13 protein-coding genes are annotated in these 12,141 nt (G+C 69.7%); 4 read left to right on the forward strand and 9 right to left on the reverse strand.

What is annotated here, in order from left to right; translation table 11 throughout:
- Positions 1–9: 9 nt before the first annotated feature.
- From SM116_RS13350 to SM116_RS13365, 4 genes are all read right to left on the reverse strand, one after another.
- Entirely contained in the window at positions 10–1,992 is a 1,983-nt protein-coding gene (locus tag SM116_RS13350) for an MDR family MFS transporter (RefSeq protein ID WP_320941464.1), read from the reverse strand.
- A 167-nt stretch (positions 1,993–2,159) separates the two neighbouring features.
- On the reverse strand, positions 2,160–2,909 hold the full coding sequence (locus tag SM116_RS13355; RefSeq protein WP_320941465.1) for an SDR family NAD(P)-dependent oxidoreductase: 750 nt from the start codon (positions 2,907–2,909) through the stop codon (positions 2,160–2,162).
- Positions 2,909–3,418 carry a dihydrofolate reductase gene (locus SM116_RS13360; protein WP_320941466.1) on the reverse strand — a complete coding sequence of 170 codons (510 nt, stop codon included), beginning with the start codon at positions 3,416–3,418 and terminating at the stop codon, positions 2,909–2,911. Before SM116_RS13360 ends, SM116_RS13355 begins: the two co-directional genes overlap by 1 nt.
- Entirely contained in the window at positions 3,415–4,227 is an 813-nt protein-coding gene (locus SM116_RS13365; RefSeq protein WP_425563252.1) for a thymidylate synthase, read from the reverse strand. The genes SM116_RS13360 and SM116_RS13365 overlap by 4 nt, the downstream gene beginning before the upstream one ends.
- A 113-nt stretch (positions 4,228–4,340) precedes the next feature.
- Here SM116_RS13365 and SM116_RS13370 point away from each other — a divergent pair, with 113 nt between their 5' ends.
- The 3 genes from SM116_RS13370 (at position 4,341) to SM116_RS13380 (ending at position 5,761) form a co-directional block, all read left to right on the forward strand.
- The gene (locus tag SM116_RS13370) at positions 4,341–4,778 is read left to right on the forward strand and encodes a thioredoxin family protein (RefSeq protein ID WP_320941468.1); all 438 of its coding nucleotides are present in this window, start codon (positions 4,341–4,343) and stop codon (positions 4,776–4,778) included.
- Entirely contained in the window at positions 4,771–5,247 is a 477-nt protein-coding gene (locus SM116_RS13375; protein WP_320941469.1) for a DUF4395 domain-containing protein, read from the forward strand. Before SM116_RS13370 ends, SM116_RS13375 begins: the two co-directional genes overlap by 8 nt.
- Before the next feature lie 88 nt (positions 5,248–5,335).
- On the forward strand, positions 5,336–5,761 hold the full coding sequence (locus SM116_RS13380) for an OsmC family peroxiredoxin (RefSeq protein WP_320941470.1): 426 nt from the start codon (positions 5,336–5,338) through the stop codon (positions 5,759–5,761).
- Positions 5,762–5,767: 6 nt separating this feature from the next.
- On the opposite strand, the gene SM116_RS13385 is transcribed toward SM116_RS13380, so the two are convergent.
- Together SM116_RS13385 and dapB are read right to left on the reverse strand one after the other, a co-directional pair.
- Entirely contained in the window at positions 5,768–6,217 is a 450-nt protein-coding gene (locus SM116_RS13385; RefSeq protein ID WP_320941471.1) for a hypothetical protein, read from the reverse strand.
- A complete protein-coding gene (gene dapB / locus SM116_RS13390; protein WP_320941472.1) occupies positions 6,214–6,966 on the reverse strand; it encodes a 4-hydroxy-tetrahydrodipicolinate reductase in 753 nt (250 codons plus the stop codon). Before dapB ends, SM116_RS13385 begins: the two co-directional genes overlap by 4 nt.
- A 22-nt stretch (positions 6,967–6,988) precedes the next feature.
- On the opposite strand from dapB, the gene SM116_RS13395 reads away from it, so the two are divergent.
- Positions 6,989–7,465: a GNAT family N-acetyltransferase gene (locus SM116_RS13395; protein ID WP_320941473.1), complete on the forward strand. Its 477-nt coding sequence runs from the start codon at positions 6,989–6,991 to the stop codon at positions 7,463–7,465.
- A 6-nt stretch (positions 7,466–7,471) separates the two neighbouring features.
- Here SM116_RS13395 and SM116_RS13400 read toward each other — a convergent pair whose 3' ends face one another.
- From SM116_RS13400 to SM116_RS13410, 3 genes are all read right to left on the reverse strand, one after another.
- Positions 7,472–8,074: a histidine phosphatase family protein gene (locus tag SM116_RS13400; RefSeq protein ID WP_320941474.1), complete on the reverse strand. Its 603-nt coding sequence runs from the start codon at positions 8,072–8,074 to the stop codon at positions 7,472–7,474.
- Between the two features lie 91 nt (positions 8,075–8,165).
- Positions 8,166–9,215 (reverse strand): aldo/keto reductase, encoded by a 1,050-nt coding sequence (locus SM116_RS13405; RefSeq protein ID WP_320941475.1) that lies wholly within the window; start codon positions 9,213–9,215, stop codon positions 8,166–8,168.
- A gap of 234 nt (positions 9,216–9,449) precedes the next feature.
- The gene (locus tag SM116_RS13410) at positions 9,450–11,726 is read right to left on the reverse strand and encodes a polyribonucleotide nucleotidyltransferase (RefSeq protein ID WP_320941476.1); all 2,277 of its coding nucleotides are present in this window, start codon (positions 11,724–11,726) and stop codon (positions 9,450–9,452) included.
- Between the last annotated feature and the right edge of the window lie 415 nt (positions 11,727–12,141).

Genomic DNA, 12,141 nt, shown 5'->3' on the forward strand with positions numbered 1-12,141 from the left:
GACAGCAGCTCAGTAGGGCTCGACGAGAGCCCCGGCCTCGTCGGCGGCGATCTTCGCCTGCAGCCTGGCGTCGTCGTGCGCCTCCTGCAGCGCCGACTTCGCCCGCAGCGGCGGGGTCTTGAAGAAGAGCGACAGGATGAAGGCGATCACGACGACGAACAGCGCCACCCAGTACACCGTCACCATCGACTCGGTGAAGGCGATCAGGATCGGCTTACTCAGCCGCGGATCGGCGCCGTTGAGGAACGACGTGTCATTGCTGTCGAGCGAGCTGCCCTTGGCCGACCCGGAGCCGCTGGAGGGCAGGTGGCTGACCGCGGTGTCGACGAAGTCCTTGCGCGCGGCATCGTTCGAGAAGTCGAGCGAGACCGTGCCGTCCGAGGCGACCTGCGCGGCGGGCACCTGCTTCTCGATGGCGGCGCCGGCCGCCTTCGTGGCTGCGGCGACGGCCGCGGCCTCCGCAGCAGGCTGTGCCGCCGCGGGGATCTTGCCGGCCGCGACCTGCTCGGCGACCGCATTCTTCGCGGCCTCCTGCGCCTTCGTGACACCCGCCTGCAGCTGCTTCACCGTCGCGTCGGTGGCCTTGGTCACGATCGGGCTGTAGACCTTGTCCATGATCGCCTTGTTCTGCGGCGCGGCGGCGACGGACGGGTCGAACGCGGCGTCGAGGGCGTCGGTGAGGATCGCCTTGTCGGCGAACGCGGTCTGGAAGTTCGCGGGCAGCACCGTGAACAGGAGCGAGACGAGCACCGCCGTGCCGAGCGTTCCACCGATCTGACGGAAGAACGTCGAGGCGCTGGTGGCCACACCCATGTCGCGCAGGCCGACCGAGTTCTGGCTGGCGATGGTCAGCGTCTGCATGAGCTGCCCGAGGCCAAGCCCGATGAGCAGCATCGCGAGGGCGACGTAGGGATACGGCGTGTCGTACTGCAGACGGGTCAGGACCAGGAAGCCCGCAGCCAGGCACGCCGTGCCGATGATGGGGAACATCCGATAGCGGCCGGTCCGCGAGATGATCTGCCCACTGCCGATGGATGCGGCCATCATGCCGAGGATCATCGGGAACAGCTGCAGGCCGCTCTCGGTGGGGCTCGAGCCGAGGACGATCTGCAGGTACAGCGGCAGGGTCATCATCGCGCCGAACATGCCGAAGCCGACCAGCACGCCGATGACGGTCGCCATCGAGAACGTCGGCGACCGGAACAGCTTCAGCGGGATCAGGGCGTCGTCCTTCATCACCGACTCGATGATGACGAACGAGATGATGCCGAGCACGCCGATGACGTAGCACGCGATCGCCGCCGGCGAGTCCCATCCCCAGTCGCGACCCAGCTCGGCCACGAGCAGCAGCGGCACGAGCGCGATGATGACGGTCGCAGCTCCCCACCAGTCGATCCGCACGCTCGGGTGGCCGTGTCGGGGAATGTGCAAGAACCGCAGCACGATCAGCAGCGCGACGATGCCGATCGGAACGTTGATGAGGAACACCCAGCGCCAGCCGGCGATGCCGAGGATCTCGGGGGTTCCGGCGAACAGACCGCCGACGAGTGGGCCGATGACGCTCGAGATGCCGAAGACGGCGAGGAAGTAGCCCTGGTATTTCGCTCTCTCGCGTGGCGCGAGGATGTCGCCCATGATCGCGAGCGGCATCGACATCAGACCGCCGGCGCCGAGGCCCTGGATCGCCCGGAAGATCGCGAGCTGCTCCATCGACTGCGAGAACGAGGCGGCGATCGACCCGATGATGAAGATGACGATGGCGATGATGAACAGCGGACGGCGGCCGAAGATGTCGGAGAGCTTGCCGTAGATCGGCGTCGAGATCGTCGACATGATCAGGTAGGCCGTCGTCACCCAGGCCTGCTGGCTCAAGCCGTGCAGGTCGTCGCCGATCGTGCGGATCGCCGTTCCCACGACCGTCTGGTCGAGGGCCGACAGGAACATGCCGGCCATCAGGCCGAAGATCACGAACATGATCATCCGGTGGGTCATCACCGGGGTGGTACCCGTAGTGGGCGCCTTCACTGAAACGTCAGACATGGGGCCTCGAAAAAGGGAGCGTTCACGGAAGGGATGCTGCGGCCGGATACGGCCGGGAGAACGTTCATCCTACGCGTGTTGCCCCACGCAGATTCATCAGGAACCCGAAGGTTCCGCTGTCAGCGGCCGCGCTGCCCGAGCTGCGCCGAGATGCGGGCCGGCAGCAGGCCCACGAGGCGCGCGAGCACCTTGTAGCGAAGCGAAGGGATGCTGACGCCCTTGCCGCGCGCAGCATCCCGCAGTCCCTCGCTCACGACCGTGGATGCGTCGATCCACATCCACCCCGCGATGCCCTCCTCGCCGGGCGGGAGTCCGAGCCGCTCGTGGAAGTTCGTGTGCACGAACCCGGGGCACACCGCCGTCACCGTCACGCCGCGCGGGCCGTAGACCGCGTTCGCCCAGCGACAGAAGCTCACGAGGAACGCCTTCACCGCGCCGTACGTCGAGCGCGGCATGAAGGCGGCGACGGATGCCACGGCGATGATGCGCCCGCTCCCCCGCGCCAGCATCGGATCCAGCGCCGCGCGAGCCAGCCGCAGGAAGACCTCGTCGTGCAGCCGCAGGTGCCGCACCTCGACGTCGATGTCGTTCCGCTCGAATGCGAGGGGCAGCCCGTAGCCCGCATTGCTCACCAGCACGTCGACGCCCTCGGCGACGCGGGCGACCACGCGCTCCATGTCCGCAGGCTCGAGCAGGTCGGCGACGAGCACCTCGGCCCGGCGCCCCGCGGCGCGCACCTCGGCCGCCACCCGCTCGAGATCCGCCTCGGTGCGGGCCACGAGGACCACGTCGGCGCCCTTGGCGGCGAGCTGGCGGGCGAACTCGGCGCCGAGGCCGGAGCCGGCACCGGTCACGAGGGCAGTGGGCATCAGCGTTCCCATCTCAGAAAGCGGTAGCGGATGCCGGTGCGGGAGGTCGACCAGGCATCCCGTCCCGGCTCTGCCGCCACGACGCGCCATCCGTCGCGGTCGGGGGCGAAGGTGTCGCCCGCGACCTCGAGGTCGAGTTCCGTGACCTCGAGGACGTCCGCGTCCGCCATGGCCAGCCCGAACAGCTCCGCACCGCCGATCACCCACACGGTGTCGGCATCCCCCACACGCTCCTCGGCATCCGCGAGTGCCTCGTCGAGGGATGCGGCGCGCACGGCGCCGTCCGCGGACCACTCGGGATTGCGCGTCACGACGATGTTCGCCCGCCCCGGGAGCGGCCGGAACCGGTCGGGGAGCGAGTCCCACGTCCGCCGGCCCATGACCACCGGCGAGCCGAGAGTCAGCTCCTTGAAGTGGGCGAAGTCCTCGGGCACGTGCCAGGGCATGCCGCCCTCAGCGCCGATCACGCCGTGCGCGGCCTCGGCCCAGATCAAGCCGACGCGCGTCATACCGCGACGGCCGCCCGGATGGCCGGGTGGTGCTGGTAGTCCTCGACCACGAAGTCCTCGTAGGTGTAGTCGAAGATCGAGTCGGGCTTCCGCGCGAAGCGGAGGGTCGGATACGGGTAGGGGTCGCGGCTGAGCTGTTCGGCCACCTGCTCACGGTGGTTGTCATACACATGGCAGTCGCCACCCGTCCAGACGAAGTCGCCCGGCTCGAGTCCCGTCTGCTGCGCGATCATCATCGTCAGCAGCGCGTACGAGGCGATGTTGAAGGGCACTCCGAGGAAGAGATCGGCACTGCGCTGGTACAGCTGGCACGAGAGGCGGCCGTCGGCGACGTAGAACTGGAACAGGGCGTGGCAGGGCGCGAGAGCCATACGGGGGATGTCGGCGGGGTTCCACGCCGACACGATGAGCCGACGCGAATCGGGGTTCGAGCGGATCTGCTCGACGACCTGGCTGATCTGGTCGATCTGCTCACCGCTGGGCGTCGGCCACGAGCGCCACTGCACGCCGTAGACGGGTCCGAGCTCGCCGGCCTCATCGGCCCACTCGTCCCAGATCGAGACGCCGTGCTCCTGCAGCCAGCCCACATTCGACTCCCCGCGCAGGAACCAGAGCAGCTCGTACGCCACCGACTTGACGTGCACGCGCTTGGTCGTGATGAGCGGGAAGCCCTGCGAGAGGTCGAAGCGGATCTGCCGGCCGAACACGCTCGTCGTGCCCGTTCCCGTGCGGTCGTCCTTGTGCGTGCCATGCGCGAGCACATCGCGCAGCAGGTCCTCGTAGGGCGTCGGGATGCTCACGGATGCCACGATACCCGCGCACCGTCGGTCCGAGACGGGCGGCGCACCGGCACGCGACGACACATCCCGACGCGCTCCGACACACTCGACCCACCCTTACCCCGACCCCATAGCCTGGAACCGTGAAGATCATCGCCGCGCTCCTGCTGATCGCCCTCCTGCTGGCGATCACGATCGGCGTCGGCGTGTACCTGCGCTGGCGGCAGAGCCGCCCGCGCAGGCACATCGCGCACGAGGTCGTGCAGCCGGAGCGGCTGGGCGCCGACGGGCTCGGCGAGAACGCGACGCTGCTGCAGTTCAGCACTGAGATGTGCGCGCGCTGCCCGGGCGTGCACCGCATCCTCTCGTCGATCGCCGACGACCACGAGGGTGTTCTCCATCTCGACGTGGACCTCACCCACCGGCCCGATATCGCCAAGCACTTCCACGTGCTCCAGACGCCGACGACGCTCGTGCTCGACGGCACGGGCACGGTCCAGACCCGGTTCGGAGGCGCGCCGAGCCGTGATGTCATCGAGCTCGAACTCGCCCGTCTGCACGGAAAGGCCGCCCATGCCTGAGACGCCCTCCCCCGCCCCAGCGGGCATCGACCCCCGCGGCCCCCGCTTCGGTGCCGCCATCACGTCGGTGCTTCTGCTCGTCGACGTGTTCCTGGCCCTCATCGACCTCACGTCGGCCGCCTTCTGGCTCCTGGTGGTGATCGCGGTGCTGTTCCTGTGGAGCGTGGTGTCGCCCCGCACCGCGCCGTGGGGCGTGCTCTTCCGGCGGGTCGTCCGGCCGCGCCTGTCGGCGCCGACCGAGCTCGAAGACCCGCGCCCGCCGCGCTTCGCCCAGGGCGTGGGCCTGCTCGTGACGACACTCGGCATCGTCCTCCACCTGCTCGGGGTGCCGTTCGCCCTGCCGATCGCGGCGGCCCTGGCCTTCGTCGCCGCCTTCCTCAACGCCGCGTTCGCCTACTGCCTCGGCTGCCAGATCTGGCTCCTGCTGCAGCGAGCAGGACTGGTCGGCCGCGAGCAGCGCGCCGCCTGAGCGACACCTCGCCCGAGCCCTCCGGGGCCGGTTAGGCTGGCCGCGGAGCACCGCGACGTGCGGTGCACGCCGATACTCGGAGGTAGCGATGACCGTCACCAGTGAAGCAACCACCGCCTGGAAGGGCAGCCTCTTCGAGGGCGAGGGCGTCGTCTCGTTCGCCTCGTCGGGCATCGGCTCGTTCCCCGTCAACTGGAAGGCGCGCAGCGAGGGGTCGAACTCGGTCACAACGCCCGAGGAGCTCATCGCCGCGGCGCACTCGGCCTGCTTCAGCATGGCGTTCTCCAACGCGCTCACCGACAACGGCACCCCGCCCACGTCGATCGACACCACGGCATCCGTGACGTTCAAGCCCGGAACGGGCATCACCGGCAGCCACCTCAACGTCAACGCGGTGGTTCCCGGTATCGGCCAGGAGGACTTCGACCGCATCGCGGCGGAGGCGAAGGCGGGATGCCCGGTGTCTCAGGCCCTCGCCGGCATCGAGATCACGCTCGAGGCCACGCTGGCCTGATCGCCGTCACGCCCGCGCCGCGGCGCGGTGCATCGAGATCGCCTTGCGGATCGCCTCGCGTGCGCGACGCCGGTCGCCGGCCGCGTCGTAGGCGATCCCGAGGCGGTACCACGCACGCCAGTCGTCGGGATGCGCCTCGACGTCCGCGCGGTACGCCGGGAAGGCGGCATCCGCATCCGCCCGCTGCACCCGTCCGCTCGGACGCAGGGCGACCTCGTCGTCGGGCAGCGCGCCCTCCTTCTCGAGCTCGCGGCCCAGCTGCTCGGCGCGGATGCCGAACATGAGCTCGCGCCACAGCGCCCACGCCGCGATGACCGGCAGGACGATCAGGGCGGCACCCATCACGACGCCCACGGGCTGGCCGCTGACGAGCAGCAGCCACGCCCGCTGCGCGACGAAGACGATGTACAGCCCGAGCAGCACCGCCATGACGGCGACGCCGATGCGTGCGCTCATGCTCCGCGCCGCGCCGCGAGACCGAGGTCGAGGAAGCTGTCGAGTCCGACGATGACGCCCCGCGCATCGCGTGCCGCGGGGAGGGCGATCCGGATGCCGGGCGCGTACGCCAGCGCCGGTTCCACGGTGTCGTGCACGATCGACAGGGACTCCCCCGCGCCGGACAGGACGACCTCCTGACGCGCGATGACCCCCGGACGGCGCAGCGAGTGGATGGGCACGCTGGCCACCTGCTGGCCGCGCGCCCGCTGGTCGACGTGCGGGGCCGCGACAGGGCCCACGTCGGAGCGGGCCGCGGCGATCAGTTCGGCGGTGCGGACGGCGGTGCCGCTCGGCGAGTCGATCTTCGTGTCCTTGTGCGCCTCGACGATCTCGATCGAGGGGAAGAAGGATGCGGCGACCGCAGCGATCGCCGAGCCGATGACGGAGCCCAGCGAGAAGTTCGGGATGAAGACGGCTCCCGTGCCGGCGGCCTCCACGAGCGGCTTGATCTGCGCGATGCGCTCCGCCGACCAGCCGGAGGTGCCCACGAGAAGGTTGGCCCCGCGCTCGATCGCGGCACGCACGACGTCGCCCGATACCGACGGCGTCGTCGCGTCGATGACGAGGTCGGCGCCCTCGATCTCGGCGAGGTCGGTGCGCGACGAGAGCGCGGCGAATACCTCGTACCCCGGCTCGTCCGAGACGACGTCGTGGATCACGGCGCCGAGCTTTCCTGTCGCACCCACGATGGCCACACGCGTCGTCATGGATCAAGCCTAAAGTGAGAGCGTGGTGTCCCTGCGCGAAACCCCTGTCGACGACCCGGCGGCCCATGAACTGCTCGCGGAGTACTTCGCGTCCCGTGAGATCGGCTTCGCCCACCAGAACGTGGTCTACACGATCACGTTCCCCGATCCTCGCGCGTTCACCCCTCCGGCGGGCGAGTTCCTCCTGCTGCTCGACGACGAGGACCGGCCGGTGGGATGCGGCGGCATCCGTCGCATCCCGGACGGCGATCGCGGCGTCCGCTACGAGGTCAAGCACATCTATCTGAAGCCCGAGACCCGGGGACGCGGCTGGGGCCGCCTGCTGCTGGACGGCCTCGAGGAGCGGGCCCGCGCGTACGGCGCGGCCGAGCTCGTGCTGGACACCCATCACTCGCTCGAGGCTGCCGCGCAGCTCTACCGCTCGACCGGCTTCGTCGAGATCGCGCCCTTCAACGAGAACCCGAACGCCACCCGCTGGTACGGCAAGCTGCTCGTCTGAGAGGGCTCAGACCGGCGGGAGCTCCGGCAGCCCCGTGCGCAGCTCGAACGGCAGATGACCGAGGTCGTTGTGGGTCACGAGCGTCCACGGACGGCCGTTCTTCTGCGCGAGCACCGTGAGTCCGCAGTGCGCCTGGTTCAGCGTCATCCATCGCCATTCGGGCATGTCGAGCGCCTCGCGCACGAACCACGCGATCACCGCGTTGTGCGTGATCAGCAGCTCGTGGACGTCGCCGCTCTTGCGCACGAGGAACTCCGCGACGGCATCCGCCATCTGCGCCGAGCCCGCCTCGATCTCGTCCTCGGTGACGCCGCCGAAGAACGGCTCGAACGCGGCGGGAGTCTCGGGCGTCATTCCGGTCGGGATGCAGTCGAACAGCAGCGCCGACGGCTCGGGCGAGACCGACGGCAGACGATCGGCCACCGCCCGCGCGGTCTCGGCCGCCCGCTCCAGAGGGGAATGCCGCACGGCGCTCAACGGCACGCCGGAAAGCCTGTCGGCCAGGGCGGCCGCCTGGCGGCGACCTCGCGGCGACAGCGGACCGTCGACCAGCCCATGCTCGGCGTGCTGATGCTCACCGTGCCGCACGAGATACAGATAATGCGTCACGCAAGCTCACTTCGTCGGGGGTTGGGAGGCACCCGGGCATCCCGCCCGAGGCACTCTCTCCAGCCTACGTCAGGAGACTGGAGGAATCCTCTCAGGCGTTGGCGCGCGCGATGTCGGCCAGCTGCGCGCGGCTGAGCCGCACGCCCGCGCCCTGCACCATCTCGAACACGTGGCGCTCGTTGAACGCGTTGACGATGGGCGCCGCGACGGTGCGCTGGGCGAGCAGCCACGCGATGGCGACGGCGCTGTCCGGCACCCCGATCTCGGCGCCGATCGTGTCGAGCGCCCGGAGCACGCGGCTGCCACGACGGTTGAGGCTCGATGCGATCTGCACGCCGCGCTGTCCCAGCGGGAGGCGACCACGCGAGCGATGCGCACCGGTCAGGAACCCGTGCTCGAGGGCGTGCGACGGCGTCACCGCGATCCCCTGGGCATCGGCGACCAGTCGCAGGTCGCCGTCGAACTCCTGGCGTCGAAGGATGTTGTAGGGCACGTCGAGCACCGTCACACGCGGGAACCCGGCGGACGACAGGATGCGCGCCTCCACGAGATCCGCCGCGGTGAAGCCGAAGGCGCCGATCGCCCGGACCTTGCCCGCCTCGACGAGCCACTCCGCGGTCGCGAGCGTGTCCTCGAGGGCGGCGCGGCCGCCCGTGGCATCCAGGTACAGCACGTCGATGCGGTCGGTGCGCAGTCGTCCGAGCGAGGCCTCGACCGCGCGGACGAGGTTGACGGGGCCGATGCCGGGGTTGTCCGGGTGACCGCCGACGCGCGCGGCGACGACGATGTCGTCGCGCAGCCCGCGCGACTCGAGCCACTGCCCGATGATGTGCTCGCTGCGGCCGCCGGAGAAGCTGTCGGCCGTGTGGAGCGAGTTGCCGCCGAGCTCGACGTAGCGGTCGATGATGTCGTGGCTGGACTCGAGGTCGACGTTCCAGCCGAACTCGGCGCCGCCGAGCGTGAGCGGGAAGATCTCGAAGCCCGTCTCGCCGAGGGCGACGCGGAGGTTCGAACCGATCGCCGGCCCCACGACCGGGATCGGGGCGGATGGATGCGGGGTGTCGGTCGAGGATCCGCGAACAGGGGCGTCCACGACCGCGCGCAGCGAGCCGGTGATGGAACCGACGCCGAAGATGGCCATGACACCCCCCTCACGGTAGATCCGTGCGATCTTGCCGCACCCCCCGGTGCGTACTACGAGGCTAAGCCCGCCCCGGAACCGATCCCGACGTTGTGACGTCCAATCGGTGAACTTTCCATAACGCTTCTGTCACGAACGGGGATTCCGGCATCCATTGTCCCCCATTTGGGGGACAAGCGCGACGCACCCGCCCTCATTGATCATGAGAGCGGGTGCGCCGGTGTGATACGGGGATCAGCCCTCGACCGGGGCCTCCTGGCCCTCGTCCGCCGAGGCGCGACCCTCGCGGTCCGCGTCGTCGAGCACGGGCTCGAGCGACAGCTTGCCGCGGTCGTCCACCTTCGTGATGCGCACGAGCAGCTTCTGGCCGACCGAGAGGACGTCCTCGACGTTCTCGACGCGCTTGCCGCCCGCGAGCTTGCGGACCTCGCTGACGTGCAGCAGTCCGTCACGGCCCGGCATCAGCGAGACGAACGCACCGAAGGTCGCGATCTTCACGACCGTGCCCAGGAACTGCTCACCGACCTCGGGGTTGTGCGGGTTGGCGATCGCGTTGACCTGGGCGCGGGCGGCCTCGGCCGACGCGCCGTCGACGGCGCCGATGTAGACGGTGCCGTCCTCCTCGATGGAGATGTCGGCGCCGGTCTCGTCCTGGATCGCGTTGATCGTCTTGCCCTTCGGGCCGATCAGCTCGCCGATCTTGTCGACCGGGATCTGCACGCTGATCACGCGAGGCGCCGTCGGCGCCATCTCGTCCGGGCTGTCGATCGCGGCGTTCAGGACACCGAGGATCGTCAGACGGGCGTCGTGGGCCTGCTGCAGCGCGGCGGTCAGCACCGACGACGGGATGCCGTCGAGCTTCGTGTCGAGCTGGATCGCCGTGACGAACTCGCTCGTGCCGGCGACCTTGAAGTCCATGTCGCCGAGCGCGTCCTCCGCGCCCAGGATGTCGGTCAGCGCCGCGTAACGGGTCTGGCCGTCCACCTCGTCGGACACGAGACCCATCGCGATGCCGGCGACGGGGGCGCGCAGCGGCACACCCGCGTTCAGCAGCGACAGGGTCGAGGCGCACACCGAGCCCATCGACGTCGAGCCGTTGGAGCCGAGAGCCTCGGACACCTGGCGGATCGCGTAGGGGAACTCCTCGCGGCTCGGCAGCACCGGCACGAGCGCGCGCTCGGCCAGGAAGCCGTGGCCGATCTCGCGGCGCTTCGGGCTGCCGACACGACCGGTCTCACCGGTCGAGTAGGGCGGGAAGTTGTAGTGGTGCAGGTAGCGCTTGTGCGTCACCGGCGACAGCGAGTCGATCTGCTGCTCCATCTTGAGCATGTTCAGCGTCGTGACGCCGAGGATCTGCGTCTCGCCGCGCTGGAAGATCGCCGAGCCGTGGACGCGCGGGATGACCTGCACCTCGGCGTCGAGCGGACGGATGTCGGCCAGCCCGCGACCGTCGATGCGCACACCCTCCGAGAGGATGCGACCGCGGACGATCTTCTTCGTGACCGACTTGTACGCGCCCGAGAACTCGGCCGTGGCGACGGCCGGCAGCTCGCCGGCCTCGACGGCGGCGAGCAGCTGGCCCTTGACCCGCTCCTTGACCGCGTCATCCGCGTTCTGCCGCTCGATCTTGTCGGCGATCTGGTAGACGCCCACGAGGTCGTCGTAGGCGCGGCCGGCGACGAAGTCGTACGTCTCCTGGCTGTAGGCCGGGAAGACCGGGTACGCCTGGATCTCCTTGGCGGCCGTCCGCGCGACGACGTTCTGCGCGGCGACGAGCTCCTTGATGAACGGCTTCGATGCCTCGAGACCCTGCGCGACGACAGCCTCGCTGGGCTTGACGGCGCCGGCCTTGATGAGGTTCCAGCTGCCTTCCGTGGCCTCGGCCTCGACCATCATGATCGCGACGTCGCCGTCGGGCAGCACGCGGCCCGCGACGATGAGGTCGAAGACGGCGTCCTCGAGCTGCGCGGCGTTCGGGAAGGCGATCCACTGATCGGGGTGGTCGCCGTGGCCCGGCATGAGCGCGAGGCGCACACCGGCGATCGGGCCGGAGAACGGCAGGCCCGAGATCTGGGTCGACAGCGACGCCGCGTTGATCGCGAGCGCGTCGTAGAACTCGCCCGGTGCGATCGAGAGCACCGTGACGACGATCTGGATCTCGTTGCGCAGGCCGTCGACGAACGACGGACGCAGCGGGCGGTCGATCAGACGGCAGACGAGGATCGCCTCGGTCGAGGGACGGCCCTCGCGACGGAAGAACGAACCCGGGATCTTGCCGGCTGCGTACGAGCGCTCTTCGACGTCGACGGTCAGCGGGAAGAAGTCGAAGCCCTCGCGCGGCTGCTTGCTCGCGCTCGTGGCCGACAGGAGCATGGTCTCCTCGTCGAGGTACGCCGCGACGGCGCCCTGCGCCTGCTGGGCGAGGCGTCCGGTCTCGAACCGGACGGTGCGGGTGCCGTAACGGCCGTTGTCGAGAACGGCCTCTGCGGCGGTGATTTCCGGACCTTCCAAGAGGTCCCTCCTTCTTTGTTTAGACTCGCGGACGCGTTTCGTCCGCGAGATCGTGCGAAGGAGCAGGAACAGGCAGTGTCGGCGCGCGGTCGTGACCGCGGAACCGCCTGCGCTGGCCACCAGTAGAAGATCACCATGCGTCGCATGGGAACCCACCACAGGGGACCAGCTCCTGCCGGCCTGCTCCGTGAGCCCAACATCTCGTTGAGCGGATGCCGCGAAGGCAACCTTGCCGATCCTACCAGTGCCGCCCTGATCGGGGATATTCGGCCCCATCGTCGTCCGCCGGGGTCGCCGTTGCCGGGGCGCGGAGCCCCGGCACGCGCACAACCGCGGGTGGCATGGACGACACGCCGGGACAGGGATGCGGTGCCCCGGCGTGTCGGGCACGCCACCCGCAGTTGTGCACGGCCGA

Source organism: Microbacterium rhizosphaerae (assembly GCF_034120055.1).
Lineage (GTDB): Bacteria > Actinomycetota > Actinomycetes > Actinomycetales > Microbacteriaceae > Microbacterium > Microbacterium rhizosphaerae.